The 15,206-nt window shown below is 70.4% G+C and carries 16 protein-coding genes; 12 read left to right on the forward strand and 4 right to left on the reverse strand.

Features of this window, described 5'->3' with window-relative positions; translation table 11 throughout:
• Positions 1–31 precede the first annotated feature (31 nt).
• From alr to tsaD, 9 genes are all read left to right on the forward strand, one after another.
• The gene (alr, locus tag ACFWYW_RS26810; protein WP_379614465.1) at positions 32–1,156 is read left to right on the forward strand and encodes an alanine racemase; all 1,125 of its coding nucleotides are present in this window, start codon (positions 32–34) and stop codon (positions 1,154–1,156) included.
• Positions 1,153–2,196: an alpha/beta fold hydrolase gene (locus ACFWYW_RS26815; RefSeq protein WP_379614463.1), complete on the forward strand. Its 1,044-nt coding sequence runs from the start codon at positions 1,153–1,155 to the stop codon at positions 2,194–2,196. The genes alr and ACFWYW_RS26815 overlap by 4 nt, the downstream gene beginning before the upstream one ends.
• On the forward strand, positions 2,196–2,657 hold the full coding sequence (gene tsaE, locus ACFWYW_RS26820) for a tRNA (adenosine(37)-N6)-threonylcarbamoyltransferase complex ATPase subunit type 1 TsaE (protein WP_379614461.1): 462 nt from the start codon (positions 2,196–2,198) through the stop codon (positions 2,655–2,657). The genes ACFWYW_RS26815 and tsaE overlap by 1 nt, the downstream gene beginning before the upstream one ends.
• 207 nt (positions 2,658–2,864) lie before the next feature.
• Positions 2,865–3,500 (forward strand): hypothetical protein, encoded by a 636-nt coding sequence (locus ACFWYW_RS26825; protein ID WP_379614459.1) that lies wholly within the window; start codon positions 2,865–2,867, stop codon positions 3,498–3,500.
• A 2-nt stretch (positions 3,501–3,502) separates the two neighbouring features.
• Positions 3,503–4,030, forward strand: coding sequence for a class F sortase (locus ACFWYW_RS26830; protein ID WP_379614457.1), 528 nt, complete (start codon positions 3,503–3,505; stop codon positions 4,028–4,030).
• A gap of 31 nt (positions 4,031–4,061) precedes the next feature.
• A complete protein-coding gene (locus tag ACFWYW_RS26835; protein WP_379614455.1) occupies positions 4,062–4,937 on the forward strand; it encodes a phosphotransferase family protein in 876 nt (291 codons plus the stop codon).
• Positions 4,938–4,962: 25 nt separating this feature from the next.
• On the forward strand, positions 4,963–5,634 hold the full coding sequence (gene tsaB / locus ACFWYW_RS26840) for a tRNA (adenosine(37)-N6)-threonylcarbamoyltransferase complex dimerization subunit type 1 TsaB (RefSeq protein WP_379614453.1): 672 nt from the start codon (positions 4,963–4,965) through the stop codon (positions 5,632–5,634).
• A gap of 11 nt (positions 5,635–5,645) precedes the next feature.
• The gene (gene rimI / locus ACFWYW_RS26845; protein WP_379614711.1) at positions 5,646–6,080 is read left to right on the forward strand and encodes a ribosomal protein S18-alanine N-acetyltransferase; all 435 of its coding nucleotides are present in this window, start codon (positions 5,646–5,648) and stop codon (positions 6,078–6,080) included.
• Positions 6,073–7,098 (forward strand): tRNA (adenosine(37)-N6)-threonylcarbamoyltransferase complex transferase subunit TsaD, encoded by a 1,026-nt coding sequence (gene tsaD / locus ACFWYW_RS26850; RefSeq protein WP_379614451.1) that lies wholly within the window; start codon positions 6,073–6,075, stop codon positions 7,096–7,098. The genes rimI and tsaD overlap by 8 nt, the downstream gene beginning before the upstream one ends.
• 497 nt (positions 7,099–7,595) lie before the next feature.
• Here tsaD and ACFWYW_RS26855 read toward each other — a convergent pair whose 3' ends face one another.
• From ACFWYW_RS26855 to ACFWYW_RS26870, 4 genes are all read right to left on the reverse strand, one after another.
• Positions 7,596–9,152 carry a hypothetical protein gene (locus ACFWYW_RS26855; RefSeq protein WP_379614449.1) on the reverse strand — a complete coding sequence of 519 codons (1,557 nt, stop codon included), beginning with the start codon at positions 9,150–9,152 and terminating at the stop codon, positions 7,596–7,598.
• A gap of 173 nt (positions 9,153–9,325) precedes the next feature.
• Complete coding sequence (locus ACFWYW_RS26860; protein WP_379614447.1) at positions 9,326–10,498, reverse strand: methyltransferase domain-containing protein; 1,173 nt, start codon at positions 10,496–10,498, stop codon at positions 9,326–9,328.
• A gap of 24 nt (positions 10,499–10,522) precedes the next feature.
• Positions 10,523–11,122, reverse strand: coding sequence for a Uma2 family endonuclease (locus tag ACFWYW_RS26865; protein ID WP_379614445.1), 600 nt, complete (start codon positions 11,120–11,122; stop codon positions 10,523–10,525).
• 33 nt (positions 11,123–11,155) lie between these two features.
• Positions 11,156–11,653: a MarR family winged helix-turn-helix transcriptional regulator gene (locus tag ACFWYW_RS26870; protein WP_379614443.1), complete on the reverse strand. Its 498-nt coding sequence runs from the start codon at positions 11,651–11,653 to the stop codon at positions 11,156–11,158.
• A gap of 105 nt (positions 11,654–11,758) precedes the next feature.
• Here ACFWYW_RS26870 and ACFWYW_RS26875 point away from each other — a divergent pair, with 105 nt between their 5' ends.
• The 3 genes from ACFWYW_RS26875 to groL all read left to right on the forward strand — a co-directional run bounded on the left by ACFWYW_RS26875 (position 11,759) and on the right by groL (position 14,793).
• Positions 11,759–12,619, forward strand: a complete 861-nt coding sequence (locus ACFWYW_RS26875) for an NAD-dependent epimerase/dehydratase family protein (RefSeq protein ID WP_379614441.1) — start codon at positions 11,759–11,761, stop codon at positions 12,617–12,619.
• Positions 12,620–12,777: 158 nt separating this feature from the next.
• Positions 12,778–13,092 carry a co-chaperone GroES gene (groES, locus tag ACFWYW_RS26880; RefSeq protein WP_197093639.1) on the forward strand — a complete coding sequence of 105 codons (315 nt, stop codon included), beginning with the start codon at positions 12,778–12,780 and terminating at the stop codon, positions 13,090–13,092.
• A gap of 81 nt (positions 13,093–13,173) precedes the next feature.
• Positions 13,174–14,793: a chaperonin GroEL gene (gene groL / locus ACFWYW_RS26885; protein WP_379614439.1), complete on the forward strand. Its 1,620-nt coding sequence runs from the start codon at positions 13,174–13,176 to the stop codon at positions 14,791–14,793.
• Positions 14,794–15,206: the final 413 nt, after the last annotated feature.

Genomic DNA, 15,206 nt, shown 5'->3' on the forward strand with positions numbered 1-15,206 from the left:
AAGCATCGAGTCCAGCTGACACACTGGAAAGATGACATCTCCGGCCGAGGCCCGCATCGATCTGTCCGCCATCAGGCACAACGTCGCCGTGCTCACCGAGCGCGCCGACGGCGCCGCGTTGATGGGCGTGGTCAAGGCGGACGCCTACGGGCACGGGCTGGTGCGGGTGTCGCGGACCCTGCTCGACGCGGGGGTGAGCCGGTTGGGCACCGCCACGCTGAGCGAGGGGCTGGCGTTGCGGGCCGCGGGGATCACCGCTCCGGTCACGTCGTGGCTGCTGACGCGGGGCGGGCCGTACGAGGAGGCGTTGCGCGCGGACGTCGAGCTGTCGGCGGCGGAGACGGGGCTGCTGGGGGAGATCGCCACCGCGGCGCGCGCCACCGGCGTCACCGCGAAGGTGCACCTGGAGGCCGACACGGGCATGAGCAGGGGCGGCGCGCCACTCGCCGCCTGGCCCGAGTTGCTGGCCACCGCGGCGGCGCTGCAGGCCGAGGGCGCCGTCGAGGTCGTGGGCCTGTGGTCCCACTTCGCCTGTGCCGACATCCCCGGCCACCCCTCGATCGAGGCGCAGCTCGACGCCTTCGACCAGGCGCTCAAGATGGCCGACCAGGCCGGCCTCAGCGGGTCCCACGTGATCAGGCACATCGCCAACTCCGCCGCGCTGGTCAACGTGCCGCGCGCCCGCTTCGATCTGGTACGGCCGGGCATCGCCCTCTACGGCCTGAGCCCGATCCCCGAGCTGGGTGATTTCGGTCTGCGCCAGGCGATGACCCTCGTGGCCAGGCTCGCCCTGGTCAAGCGCATGCCGGAGAATTCCGGAGTGTCCTATGGGCACCTTTATGTCACAGATCGCGAGACAACGCTTGGCCTGGTTCCCCTCGGGTACGCCGACGGGATCCTCAGACACGCGACGGGGCGGGTCGAGGTGCTGGCAGGAGGCCGCCGCAGGGCGATCGCCGGCCGGGTGTGCATGGATCAGTTCATGATCGACGTCGATGACGACGTCATCGACGCAGGGGACGAGGTCGTCCTGTTCGGTCCTGGCAAGGACGGCGAGGCCACCTTGCAGGAATGGGCGGATAACCTCGGCACGATCACGCATGAGATCGTGACGAAGATCGGCGCACGCGTGCCGAGAGTTTATGAGGGGACATGACGACGACAACACGGCGGAAGGTTGGGATCGCCGGCGCGATCGTCGGCGCCGCTTCGGCGGGCGTCGCGGGGCTGGCCCTGGCCAAGCGCCTGGCGGTGGGCCGGATCAGGCTGCGCCCCGACTCCGAGGCCAGCGAGCCCTTCGGCGAGCTACGCGGCAGGGAGCGCACCCACACCACCTCCGACGGCATCGACCTGCACGTGCAGATCGACGGCCCCGAGGACGCGCCGCTGACGATCGTGCTGTGTCACGGCTACTGCCTCAACCTGGAGTCCTGGCACTACCAGCGCCGCGACCTGCGCGAGGACTACCGCCTGGTGCTGTGGGACCAGCGCTCCCACGGCCGCTCGCAGCGCGCCGCCCCCGAGGACAGCACGATCGACCGGCTCGGCGATGACCTGGCCGAGGTGCTGGAGCGCTTCGTGCCTGGCCCGTGCGTGCTGGTGGGCCACTCGATGGGCGGCATGACCATCATGGCGCTGGCCGACCGCCACCCCGAGCTCTTCGGCGACAAGATCCGCGCCGTCTCGCTCATGGCCACGAGTGCCGGAAAGCTGGCCGAGCTGACGCTGGGCCTGCCCGCGATGGTCTCCAAGGCGGTCCACAAGATCGCACCGGGCACGATCTCCCTGCTCGGCAAGCGGGGCTCCCTGGTGGACAAGACCCGCCACGCCGGCAGCGACATCGCCTTCCTGATCACTCGCTTCGTCGGCTTCGGCGACTCCAAGAACGTCAGCCCGACCCTGGTCGACTTCGCCGAGTCGATGATCCGCGCCACCCCGACCGAGGTGTTCGCGAACTTCTACCCGGCGCTCATGGACCACGACAAGCTCTCGGCGCTGCACGTGCTCGACCCGGTGCCGACCGCGATCCTCGTGGGCGACAAGGACTGGCTCACCCCGCCCGAGCACGGCAGGGCGATGGCCGAGGCCCTGCCCAGGGCGAGCTTCACCGAGGTGCCCGACACCTCGCACCTCATCCAGTTGGAGCGCCCGGCCGTGGTCAACGAGGCGCTGCGCGATCTGATCAAGGAGATCTAGTGGAAAGGCTCGCCACCGCCGAGGACATGCGCGCGTACGGCACGCGGCTGGCGACCCGGCTGCGCGCGGGAGACCTGCTGGTGCTGTCCGGCCCGCTGGGCGCCGGGAAGACCACGATGGTCCAGGGAATCGCCGAAGGTCTGAAGGTCCGCGGCCCGATCACCTCGCCCACGTTCGTCATCGCCCGCGTGCATCCGTCGCTGTGCGAGGGTCCGCCGCTCGTGCACGCGGACGCGTACCGGCTGGGTGGGGATCTGGAGGTCGACGACCTCGACCTGGACGCCTCGCTGGAGGAGTCGGTCACGGTCGTCGAGTGGGGCGAGGGCCTGGTGGAGGGCCTGTCGGAGGACCGCCTGGAGATCCACATCGACCGGGAGGGCGGCGACGACGTCCGCCTGGTCACCCTGCGCGGGGTCGGCGAGCGCTGGGCCGACACGCCGTCTGATCGCGTAGAAGAGTAAAACGCTCCTCAGGCCCCGGCAACCCTGGCACCCTTGACGAGTATCGACATTGGCGTAAATCATGATCATTGGTCATGGATTTACCTAGATTTTCTGGGTATCAGGTGGGGCGGTATCCGCAATTCTGGTGGATGCTGAGGGAAGTCGGCGGAGTGGGGTGCGGCCGTGCTCAGGGTCAGGCAAGTCGCGTACGCAGGTGCCATCGTCATGATCGGAGTCGTCGGCTGCACAGCCGACGCCTCGACCGATCCCACGGCGACGCCCTCGGCGAGCCTCACGAGCCCCACGACGACCGCGACCACCTCACCACAGGCCACCGCGAGCGCCACCCGGGCGCCCATCGACGTCCAGCTCAACCCCGACCGCGTCACCGCGGGCGAGACCTCCAAGGTCTGGATCCTGGCCAACTGCCCGGTGCCCACCGGCGGCCCCGCGCACGTCGGCACCGCCTCCTCCAACGCGTTCCTGTCCGGCGTCACGCTCAACCCGGTGCCGCCCGCCACACCGTCGGCCACCCCGGCCAACGCCACGGCCACCCCCGCGCCCGTCCCCTGGGTACGCGGGCAGGCGTCGGTCTCCGGCACCGTCAAACGCGGCAACTACACCGTCGACGTCAAGTGCGACGGCACCAGCCACACCGGCAAGGCCACGCTGCGCGTGGTCAGGGCCACCGACGACACGCCCACCGGCGTGCCCACCAAGGCGCCCAGGGCGGGCGGCGGCGGCACGTTCGGCCAGGACGCCGGTGACGACTCCTCGATGCCGATCGGCCCCGTAGGCGTGATCATCGGCCTGGCCCTGGCGGGCGGCGCCGTACTGATCCTCAAGCGCCGCCGGGCCTGAGCATGGCCCGTGCGGGACGGATCGTGCTGGCGGGCGCGATCACCGGCCTGGTGCTGGTGGCGTTCGGCAAGACCGTGGAGAAGAAGGCCGAGGCCGTCGTCCCGGAGAGCATCGGCATCCCCTCGATCGACGTGGACGCCCCGCTGATGAAGCTCGGGCTGACGAAGGACGGCGAGGTCGAGCTGCCGCCGTACGAGAAACCCAAGCTGGCCGGCTGGTACGAGAAGAGCGCCGTCCCGGGGGAGAAGGGCGCCTCCGTCATCGTCGGCCACGTGGACACCAAGACCGCGCCGGCCGTCTTCTACAAGCTGCGGCACCTGCGCAAGGGCCAGCTCGTCCGCGTGGAGCGCAGCGACGGCAAGACCGTGGAGTACAAGGTCGACTCGGTCGAGCAGGTGCACAAGAACGACTTCCCGGCCAAGCGCGTCTACGTCGAGGACGGGCTCAAGCTGGTCACCTGCGGCGGAAAATTCGATTACGCCAAGGGCGAGTACGACGATAACGTCATCGTCTATGCCTCCCCCGCCTGATGCCTCCGGAGTAAGAGTTCCCTGGTCGGACGTGGCCGCGCCGGTGCGCGCCCGGGTCGAGGACCTGCTCGGCGGGCACGTGACCGAGGCCGTCACCCAGACCGGCGGCTTCTCGCCCGCCACCGCCGCGCGGCTGCTGCTCGACACCGGCCGCCGCGCCTTCGTGAAGGCGGTCGGCCCCGGCGTCAACGACCGCGCCACCGCCCTCTACCGCGACGAGGCCCGCGTGGCCGCCGCGCTGCCGCCCAGCGTCCCCGCGCCGCGCATGCTCACCTCCTTCGAGCAGGACGGCTGGGTGGTGCTGCTCTTCGAGGACGTCGACGGCCGCCCGCCGGCGATGCCGTGGCGGCGCGACGAGCTCGACCGCGTCCTGGCCGCCGCCGACGAACTCGCCGCCTCGCTCACCCCCGCGCCCATCGACGCGCCGCCCATCGCCGAGCTCTTCGGCCAGATGTTCCGCGGCTGGCGCCGGCTGCTCGAAGAGGACCACGACGGGCTCGACCCGTGGATCGCCGGCAACCTCGGCGCCCTGGCCGAGCTGGAGTCCGGCTGGGAGCGCGCCGCCGCCGGCGACACGCTCGTCCACGCCGACCTGCGCGCCGACAACGTCCTGCTCACCGACGAACGCGTCTACGTCGTCGACTGGCCCTACGCCTGCCTGGGCGCCGCCTGGTTCGACCGGCTGGCCATGCTGCCGTCCGTCGCCATGCAGGGCGGCCCCCGCCCCGGTGAGCTGCTCGCCGACCCCGACCCGGCCCTGACCTGCGTCATCGCCGCACTGGCCGGCTATTTCGTACGGCAGAGCCGCCAGCCGCCGCCACCCGGCATCCCCACCGTCAGAGCCTTCCAGGCGGCGCAGGGCGAGGTCGCCGTCGACTGGCTTCGCGAACGGACAGGATGGTCATGACGCGGGGCCGGTAGGCTCATTGTTCGTGCTGGTCCTGGCTTTCGATACCGCGACACCCGCCGTCACCGCCGCTCTCCACGACGGTGACCGCGTGCTCGCCGAGTCCACCACGGTCGACGCGCGCCGCCACGGCGAGCTGCTCGTGCCCACCATCGAGAAGGTGCTGGCCGAGGCTCGGGTACGGCTGCGCGACGTGACCGCCATCGTCGCCGGCACCGGCCCCGGCCCCTACACCGGGCTGCGGGTCGGGCTGATGACCGCCCAGGGGCTCGGCACCGCGCTCGGGCTGGCCGAGGTCTACGGCGTCTGCACGCTCGACGCCCTCGCCTACGGCACCCGCAGGGACGAGCCCTTCCTCGTGGTGACCGACGCGCGACGCAAGGAACTGTTCTGGGCCCGCTACGACGACGCGCGCACGCGGGCCGAGGGGCCGTTCGTGGACAAGCCGGCCGACATCCCGCGCGACGGGCTGCCGGTCGCCGGGGCCGACCTCTACCCGGAGGTGCTGGGGGCGGCGGTGGCGCCGCCGTACCCCTTGGCGGGGTTCGTGGCCGCGCTGGCGGCCGAGCGCATCGCGGCGGGGCAGCCGCTCGACGAGCCGCGCCCCATCTACCTGCGGCGGCCCGACGCGGTCGAGCCCAAGGCGCCCAAGAAGGTGACCGACAGGGAGCCCAGGCGGACCAGGGAGCGGGCGTGAGACTGCGGCAGATGACCGACGCGGACCTGCCCGCGGTCATGGCCATCGAGCGCGCGACGTTCCCGCTGGACGCGTGGAGCGAGGGGATGATGCGCGGCGAGCTGGCCGACCAGCCGCGTACCCGGCACTATGTCGTCGCTTTGCGCGACGACGGCGAGATCGTCGGCTACGCGGGGCTCGCCGCGGCCGGCGACCAGGCCGACGTGCAGACCATCGCGGTACTACAGGACCACCAGAGCCGCGGCATCGGCGGCGCGATGCTGACCGAACTGCTCGGCGAGGCGCGCCGGCGCGGGGCCAGGGAGATCTTCCTGGAGGTCAGGTCCGACAACCCGCGGGCCAAGGCGGTCTACGAACGGTTCGGTTTCGAGGAGATCGGCCTGCGCCGGCGCTACTACGACGACGGCACCGACGCGGTCATGATGAGAAGGAAGCTGGATGGCTGACAAGCACGAACCCCTGGTGCTCGGCATCGAGACCTCGTGCGACGAGACCGGGGTGGGGATCGTACGCGGGCACACGCTGCTGGCCAACACGATCGCGTCCAGCATGCACGAGCACGCCAGGTTCGGCGGCGTGGTGCCGGAGGTGGCCTCGCGGGCGCACCTGGAGGCGATGACGCCGGTCGTGGAGGGGGCGCTGGCCGAGGCGGGCCTGACGTTCTCCGACATCGACGCGATCGCGGTCACCGCCGGTCCGGGGCTGGCCGGGGCGCTGCTGGTGGGCGTGGCCGCCGCCAAGTCCTACTCGCTGGGCCTGGGCGTCCCCCTCTACGGCGTCAACCACCTGGCCGCCCACGTCGCCGTCGACCAGCTCGAACACGGGCCGCTGCCCAAACCCTGCATCGCCATGCTGGTGTCCGGCGGTCACTCGTCGCTTCTCCTGGTCCCCGACGTGGCCCAGGACGTGATCTCCCTCGGCTCCACCGTCGACGACGCCGCCGGTGAGGCCTTCGACAAGGTCGCCCGGGTCCTCGGCCTGCCCTTCCCCGGCGGCCCCCACATCGACCGCGCCGCCCGCGAAGGCTCCGCCACCGCGATCGGCTTCCCCCGCGGCAAGATGGACGACGGCACCCTCGACTTCTCCTTCTCCGGCCTGAAGACCGCCGTGGCCCGCTGGGTCGAGGCCCAGGAGTCGATCCACGTGCCCGACGTCGCCGCCTCCTTCCAGGAGGCCGTGGTGGACGTGCTGACCCGCAAGGCCCTTCAGGCGTGCAAGAAGTACGACGTGAAGGACCTGCTCATCGGCGGCGGCGTCGCGGCCAACTCACGGCTGCGCGCGCTGGCCCAGGAGCGTTGCGACAAGGCGGGTGTACGGCTGCGCGTGCCCCGCCCCGGGCTCTGCACCGACAACGGGGCCATGGTCGCCGCGCTGGGTTCTGACCTGGTGGCGGCCGGGATCACCCCGTCGGCGCTGGACATCCCCGCCGACTCGTCACTGCCCATCACGACCGTCCACGTGTAAGGCGACCCCCACTCCACACACCGCTTCCCACCACCTGCGCGCCCCGGGCCTCCGCGTGTTGTGAGGTTCCGGGTTCCCAGGCGTGCCGCGTTGCTGGGTTTCAGGCGCCGATTCCCTCCGGGGCTTTAGGTGTGATGCCAGGCCCGGGGGTTTCGGGTGTGACGGTCCCGGGGGCCTCAGGTGTGATGCCGGGCCCGGGGGTTTCGGGTGTGACGGTCCCCCGGGGTTTCAGGTGTGATGCCGGGTCCGGGGTTTCGGTGTGGCGGTCCCCGGGTTTTTCCGGCGCCGCGCGGTGGGGTGTTGGGCGGTGGGGTTCGGCGCCGCGCTGGACGGCGGCCAGCGCGGCGCACGGAACCCGGTCAAGAGCGGAGTTGTTACGGCGAGCACCCCGTGAGCCCTCACGACCATCGCTCGACGGACGGTCAGGGGTATGGCGGGGCGGGTAGGTGGGCTCTGCCGTAACGGCTCCGGGAGCTTTTGAGGTTTGAAAAGAGCAATCAGTCCTTGGATCGGGTGGGGCGGAGGAGCGCCTCGGCGAGGGCGAGCATGGTCTCCTCCAGGGCGCCGAGGCGCTTGGTGAGGTCGGTGGAGGCGTCGGTGACGGACTGGGTCAGCTCGTCGCGGTCCGGGCGGGCCTCGATCGTGGCCGAGAGTTCGGCGGCGGCGGTGGCCAGGCGTTCGTCGATGGCGTCGAAGCGCTTGACCTGCTCGGTCGTCTGCGAGTCGAGCAGTTCGCCCACCCGCTCGGCGATCGCCAGCGTCGCGGGGAGCTGGCCGACGCGCTGGTTGACCGCCTCGACCCGGTCGTCGACGCCCTCCAGTTGCTCGGTGCCGCGGGTGAGCTGCGTGTCGACGCCGTCGAAGCGGGCGACCACGTGCTCCTCGACCTCGCCGAGGCGCTCGTCGAGGGATTCGAAGGCGTTGTCGAGCTTGTTGAAGCGGCCTTCGGTGCGCGTGGCGGTGTCGGAGCGGTGCTGGTCGGCGGTGGCCAGCCACTCGTCGACGATGGTGACCCGCCCGTCGAGCGTCTCGAAGCGGGCCTCGACCCGGCCGTCGAGGTCGCCGATGCGCTTGCCCATGTGGTTGTCGAGGTCGCCGATGTGGGTGTCGAGCTCGCCGACGCGCTTGTCGAGGCCGACGAGACGGCTGTCGACGCCGCCGACCCTGCCGTCGATGCCGTCGAGGCGGGTGTCGATGTCGGCCAGGCACTCGTCGGCGGTCTCGATGCGGCCGTCGACGCTGGTGAGCCGGCCGTCGACGGCGATGAGGCGGCCGTCGACCCGGTCGACCCGGCTGTCGAGGCCGTCGAGGCGGCCGGACAGGCGCTCCTCCGCCGTCTCGACCCTCGCGCCGACCTGCTCGACGGCGCCCTTGAGCTCCTCGCCGACCGCGCCGATGCGGGCGGTGAGGGTGCCGGACAGGTCGGCCATGCCGCCCTCGACCCGCTCGGTGCGGCCCGTGAGCTCGCCGATGGACTTGTCGAGCCTGGTGAAGCGGTTGGCCGCCGCCTCCATGCTGGCGTTGAGCTGGCCGAGCTTCCCGGCGAAGTCGCCGAGCCGCTTGGCGATGCCCTCGGTGCCGTCGAGCACCGTCTGCAGCCGCTTGAGCGCCTCGTCGACGCTCTCGCCGACCGTGCCGACGTCCGCCCACAGGCTGGGCAGCTCGATGACGGGGCTGACGCGCTGGCTGACGTTCTCGACGCGGGCGTCGACGTTGCCGATCTGCTCGCCGACGGCGTCGACGTGGTCGCGTACCGCCTCCACGTGCTGGGCGAGCCCTTCGGCCCAGGTCGGCGGCTTGGCGGAGATGTCGTCGAGGCGGCCGCTCACGGACTCGAGCGTGCCGCTCAGCCCGCCGAGCTCGCGCTCGCGCACCTCGCGCAGCAGCCACTCCATGCCTTCGAGCCGCTGGCGGATCTCGTCGAGTACGGCCCCTTGGGTGCGCTGCTCGTAGACGTGGTCCTGGGCGGCGCGCGCGAGTAGTTCCCGCATCCTGTCGGATATGGCGGTCTGGCCGCCTGCCTGCAAAAGGGTGGTGTGATTGGAATGATCCACCGAAAGCTCCTTCACTCGCCGACGGAGTGCCGCGCAGCGGTGGGATAGGTCCGGTATGCAATGACTGAAGGAGAACGCGGTAATCCGCTATAGGGGGGAGAACTCCCGCGCGTCCACCTTAGCCTTTGGATCAAGGTCCGTCGGGGTGACTGGAAAAGATCCTGTTTTGTCATTTATGCAGGTGGGAGCCCCAGGCAGATGAGAACAAAAGGTTGGTTCATAATCCGCGTGAGGATGATTACTCCGGACTTGTCACCGGAAAGTCTCAGGTCTCGCCGCAATCGTTCGATGTCCACGGCGGAGCCGCGCTTCTTGATGGTGACATTTCCTATTTCGCGGGCCCGGAGTGCCGCCCGCAGCCGCTTCAGCGAGAACGGCAGCGCCTCGTCCACCTCGTACCTGGCCGCCCAGGGCGTGTCCACCGGCTCGTCCCCGGTGATATAGGCGATCATCGGATCCGCCAGCCGCCCGCCCACCATCTCGGCCACCTCGCCCACCAGATGGGCCCGGATCGCCGCCCCGTCCGGCTCGTAGACGTACCGCCCGAGTTCACCCACCGCGGCATGCACGCCCGTGGGCGTGAGCGTCTGCCCGCCCGGCAGCAGCGTCGCCCTGCGTCCCGCCTGCCCGGGAGTCCAGAGCGCCGCCTCCTTGACCTCCCCCTTGTACGAAACCCACTCGGCCTCGGCCGCCTCCGGTATGTACTCGTACGGAATCCCCGGCGCCACCTTCAGACACGACCCCCGGGCCCGCCCCGCCAGATCCATGACCACCGGCCAGGGCGGCGAGTAGGCCTGCGGGTCGAACGTCCTCCCCCTGGCGGTACGGCGGGCCGGATCGGCGAACAACGCGTCGTACTCCTCCGGGGCCACCTCCGCCGCGTCCCCCACCCGCACGCGTACCCGCTCCGCGACCCCCAGCGCCTCCGCGTTGGCCCGCGCGACGGCGGCGGTGAGCGGATCGAGCTCGACGGCGTCCACGTGATGTCCGGCCCGCGCGAGCTCCAGCGCGTCCCCGCCGATCCCGCAGCAGGCGTCCACCACCCGCGCGGGCCCGTGGGTCATCGAAGTCAGCCGCCGCGCCCGATGCGCCGCTACCTCGGCCCGGGTGGACTGCTCCAGCCCGTGCGGCGTGAAGTACATGAGCCGGGCGTCGTCCCCGAACTTCGCCACCGCCCGCGCCCTGAGCCCGGCCTGGGTGAGGGCGGCCGAGGTGAGCGCGCTGTCGTAGGTCTTCCTGAGCCGCGTGGCCGCCTTGACCGGATCGCTCCCGCTCAGCTCGACCGCCTCGTCCAGAGCTTTGCGGCCACGGGGGGTCAGCAGGTCGAGAAAGGCGTCGAGGTCCACGTCATCCGACGTTAGTGCACGCGGTCAGTCCAGCAGGTCGGCGAAGTCGACCTCGACGGGGAACGGGGACTTGGCGGCAAGCTTGCCGTGGTGGGTGGCGTCGGCGCGGTAGAAGTGCGTGACCTCGTCAAGCACGTAGCTGTGGATGACGGGTTTGCCTTCCTCTTCTTCGACCAGCCAGAAGTGTTTGATGCCGGCGTCGGCGTAGATCCGGGGCTTGACCTTCCGGTCCCGATGCTCGGACTCGGGGGAGACCACCTCGACGACCAGATGGACCGCCTCCTTGGGGTAGGAGGTGGCGTTGTAGTCGTCGGACGCGTCGATCACCACGAGATCGGGACAGGGGCGCTGGTGCTTGGCGATCTTGACGTCCATATGTGTGGCCACGGCCAAGGACTCGGGAGCCTGTGCCTTGAGGACGGAGTGCAGGTTCGAGATGACGCATCCGTGGAAGCGACGCTGGAGGGACCTGAGGATGAGGGTTCCGTCAATGAGTTCGACACGCTTGAAGAGGTCCAGTTCGCCGTTGGGCCCGTCCTCAGGCAGGAGATCGAGGTCGTCGGCCGTCCAGCCTCCGTCAGGTGGGTACGGCCAGTTGGCCAGAACGTCTCGCGTGGCGGTCACGTCACTCACTGTAGCGTTCGTGGTGGTAGGAAATCACAGCTCCGTGTCGCCCAGGGAGACCAGGAGTTTGCGGAGGGTTTCGGCCAGGGTCTTCTGGTCGGCGGGGGTGAGGGCGGACAGGAGCCTCGCCTCGTTGGCGACGTGGAGGGCCAGGAGGTCGCCGGCCAGGCGTTCGCCCTCCTCGGTCAGCGCCACCAGGACCATGCGGCGGTTGCTCTCCAGCGGCCAGCGCCGTACCAGGCCGCGCTCCACCAGACGGTCCATGCGGTTGGTCAGGGCGCCGGGGCTGACCAGGGCGGAGGCGGCCAGGTCCTTCATGCACATGGTGTGCTCCGGGTTGCCGCGCAGCAATGTGGCGAGCATGTCGAACTCCCACGGCTCCAGCCCGTGCTCGGCGAAGAACTCCTTGATGCCCCGCTCCAGCAGGCGCGAGGCACGGGACAGGCGGCCCACCACGCCCATCGGGCTCACGTCCACGTCGGGGCGGGTGGCGGCCCACTGCTTCGTGATCGCGTCCACTGCGTCTCGCATGGTGCGCACACTATCAAAAATTTCGAGGTTGAAATGTTCGAGGGTCCGGGCTACTGTCCACCACGTCGAAAGTTTCGATGTCGAAGTGTTTGGGGTGGAAGAGCGATGAAGGTTCTGGTGCTGGGCGCGACGGGGTACGTCGGGGGCGCGCTCGTCGAGGAGCTCGCCGGGCGCGGTCACGAGGTCGTGGCCCTGGTACGGCCGGCCGCCGACGGGGGCAGGCGGCTGCCCGCCGTACCGGAGGAGAGGTATGGGGACCTGTCCGACGCGGCGTCGATCACCGCGGCCGTGACGCCGGACGTCGACGCGGTCGTGCACGCGGCGCAGCTCACCGGCGACGAGGGGACCGACCTTCAGGTGATCGGGGCGCTGCTCGGCGCGGGCAGGCCGGTGGTGTACGTGAGCGGCGTGTGGGTCCTCGGCGCGACCGAGGACGGGCACGAGGAGAGCGCGGCCGACCCGATCCCGATCGTGGGGTACCGGCCGAAGGTGGAGGATCTGGTGCTCGGCGCGGGCGGCGTGGTGGTACGGCCGGGGCTGGTGCACGGGCGCGGCGGCGGGATCCCGGCGATGTTGCGCGGCTGGGCGGCCGAGCGCGGGAGCGGGGTGCACGTGGGCGAGGGCGGGGAAGGATCGTCGTTCGTGCACGTGGACGACCTGGCCGAGCTGATCGCGACGGCGGTGGAGAAGGGGCGGCCCGGCGCGGTCTACCACGGGATCGCCGAGGAGCACGTGCCGCTGGCGCGGGTGGCCTCCGCCGCGGCGTGGTCGGTGGGGGTCGGCGAGGGCGTGGACGTGCTGTCATGGCCGGTGGCGGAGGCGGCGGGGGTCGTGGGCCTGCCGTTCGCCGAAGCGCTCGCGCTCAGCCAGCGTGTCAGCTCTGCGCGAACCCGTGCGGCGCTCGGATGGGCCCCCAGCAGGCCGGGTATCGTCTCCGAGCTGCGGGAAGGCTCTTACGCGCGCTGAGCCGGTTCGTGTTGACTGTCAAGCCCCTCTTGCATATGTTTCGTGTTGGCACTCTCCCCTTGAGAGTGCCAACGTGCGACGAGGCAGGTCTACCACCCGCGACGGCAGGCCCCGCTGGTCGCCTCTTCTAGATCATTCAAATCTGAAGGGGAGGTCCGATCGTGACGACCGCCACTAAGGTTCCCGTTAAGCCGCTCGGCGACCGCATTGTGGTCCAGCCGCTTGAGGCCGAGCAGACCACCGCTTCCGGCCTGGTCATCCCAGACACCGCCAAGGAGAAGCCGCAAGAGGGCAAGGTCCTCGCGGTGGGCCCGGGCAACTGGGACGAGGACGGCGACAAGCGGATTCCGCTTGACGTCTCCGAGGGCGACATCGTCCTCTACAGCAAGTACGGCGGCACTGAGGTCAAGTACGGCGGCGAGGAGTACCTCGTGCTCTCCGCCCGCGACGTTCTCGCGATCATCGAGAAGTAAGCCGGTATGTGTCGGGCCCCGGACGCAGCTCTCAGCAGAGGCGACCGGGGCTTTCGACGCTAGGAGAGGACTTTCAACCAAATGGCGAAGATCCTGGAGTTCGACGAGGACGCGCGGCGCGCTCTTGAGCGCGGCGTCAACGCCCTCGCGGACGCCGTGAAGGTAACCCTCGGCCCGCGTGGCCGTAACGTCGTCATCGACAAGAAGTTCGGTGCTCCGACGATCACGAACGACGGCGTGACCATCGCTCGCGAGGTCGAGCTGGAAGACCGCTACGAGAACCTCGGCGCCCAGCTCGCCAAGGAAGTGGCCACCAAGACCAACGACATCGCGGGTGACGGCACCACCACCGCGACCGTCCTGGCCCAGGCCATGGTCCGCGAAGGTCTGCGCAACGTCGCCGCCGGCGCCTCGCCGCTGTCGCTGAAGCGCGGGATCGACAAGGCCGCCAAGGCCATCAGCGACAAGCTGATCGCCAGCGCCCGCGAGGTCGGCGACAAGAAGGAGATCGCCAACGTCGCGACGATCTCCGCCCAGGACGCCAAGATCGGCGATCTCATCGCCGAGGCGTTCGACAAGGTGGGCAAGGACGGCGTCCTCACGGTCGAAGAGTCCAACGCCATGGGCATGGAGCTCGAGTTCACCGAGGGCATGCAGTTCGACAAGGGCTACCTGTCGCAGTACATGGTGACCGACCCCGAGCGCATGGAGGCCGTCCTGGAGGACGCCTACGTGCTGCTCACCCAGAGCAAGATCGCCTCCATCGCGGACTTCCTGCCGCTGCTGGAGCAGGTCGCGCAGACCAAGAAGCCGCTGTTCGTGGTCGCCGAGGACGTCGAGGGCGAGGCCCTGGCCGTCCTGGTCACCAACAAGATCCGCGGCACGTTCACCTCCGTGGCCGTCAAGGCCCCGGGCTTCGGTGACCGTCGCAAGGCGATGCTCCAGGACATGGCCATCCTCACCGGCGGCCAGGTCGTCGCCGAGGAGGTCGGGCTCAAGCTGGAGCACGTCGGTCTCGAGGTGCTCGGCACGGCCCGCCGCATCGTCGTCACCAAGGACGCCACCACCATCGTGGACGGCGCCGGCGACGCGCAGGCGATCGAGGACCGGGTCAAGGAGATCAAGCTCGCCATCGAGCAGTCCGACTCAGACTGGGACCGCGAGAAGCTGCAGGAGCGCCTGGCCAAGCTGGCCGGCGGTGTGTGCGTGCTGCGTGTCGGCGCCGCCACCGAGGTCGAGCTCAAGGAGAAGAAGCACCGTCTCGAGGACGCGATCTCCGCGACGCGCGCCGCGATCGAGGAGGGCATCGTCTCCGGCGGCGGCACCGCGCTGATCCACGTCGGCAAGGAGCTGGACGACCTCGGCCTCACCGGCGACGAGGCCACTGGCGTGGGCGTCGTCCGCCGCGCGCTGGTCGAGCCGACCCGCTGGATCGCCGAGAACGCCGGCCTCGAGGGCTACGTCGTCACCCACAAGGTGGCGGAGCTGGCCGCCGGCCACGGCCTCAACGCCGCGACCGGCGAGTACGGCAACCTGATCGACCAGGGCGTCATCGACCCCGTCAAGGTCACCCGCTCGGCGGTGCAGAATGCGGCGTCCATCGCCGGCATGCTGCTCACGACGGAGGCCCTGGTGGTCGAGAAGCCCGAGGAGGAGGCCCCCGCCGCCGCCGGCGGGCACGGTCACGGCCACGGCCACTGATCGTTTCTCCTGGATCGTCACCTCCCGAGGCCGCCAAGGCCCGCTGAGGTCGCCACGGCCCGCACCGCTCGCCGGTGCGGGCCGTTTCGCGTCCGTGGGTGCCGTTTCCCGTGTGCGGGTTGTCTTCGTGCGTGCCGTTTCGCGTCCGTGCGGTCCTCTGTGCGTGTCGTCTTCTGTGCGTGCGGTCTTTCAGGGCTTGGGTCCGTCTTCTTGCGGGTCCGTTTCGAGGGTGCGTCGGCGGCGGGGGCGATCGTTCGGGCTGAGGGGCGGGTTCTCGGGGGTGGGCGTCTGTGCTGGGGACGCCCCTGGCGGGGCTGGGGTGCGTTCTGCGGCCCTTCCGTTACGGCCCAGCCGTCCTACCCCCACCCGCCGCACAGGGCCGGGCTCCGTCCAGGGTGACGCTCCTCCGGTGA

Source organism: Nonomuraea sp. NPDC059023, assembly GCF_042740095.1.
GTDB lineage: Bacteria > Actinomycetota > Actinomycetes > Streptosporangiales > Streptosporangiaceae > Nonomuraea.

Excerpts from the sequence above, each read along its gene's own strand:
- ACFWYW_RS26815 (WP_379614463.1), top strand. The coding sequence starts at position 1,153 with ATGACGACGACAACACGGCGGAAGGTTGGGATCGCCGGCGCGATCGTC.
- ACFWYW_RS26830 (WP_379614457.1), top strand. The coding sequence starts at position 3,503 with ATGGCCCGTGCGGGACGGATCGTGCTGGCGGGCGCGATCACCGGCCTG.
- tsaD (WP_379614451.1), top strand. The coding sequence starts at position 6,073 with ATGGCTGACAAGCACGAACCCCTGGTGCTCGGCATCGAGACCTCGTGC.
- alr (WP_379614465.1), top strand. The coding sequence starts at position 32 with ATGACATCTCCGGCCGAGGCCCGCATCGATCTGTCCGCCATCAGGCAC.
- ACFWYW_RS26825 (WP_379614459.1), top strand. The coding sequence starts at position 2,865 with ATGATCGGAGTCGTCGGCTGCACAGCCGACGCCTCGACCGATCCCACG.
- ACFWYW_RS26875 (WP_379614441.1), top strand. The coding sequence starts at position 11,759 with ATGAAGGTTCTGGTGCTGGGCGCGACGGGGTACGTCGGGGGCGCGCTC.
- rimI (WP_379614711.1), top strand. The coding sequence starts at position 5,646 with ATGACCGACGCGGACCTGCCCGCGGTCATGGCCATCGAGCGCGCGACG.
- groL (WP_379614439.1), top strand. The coding sequence starts at position 13,174 with ATGGCGAAGATCCTGGAGTTCGACGAGGACGCGCGGCGCGCTCTTGAG.
- ACFWYW_RS26870 (WP_379614443.1), bottom strand. The coding sequence starts at position 11,653 with ATGCGAGACGCAGTGGACGCGATCACGAAGCAGTGGGCCGCCACCCGC.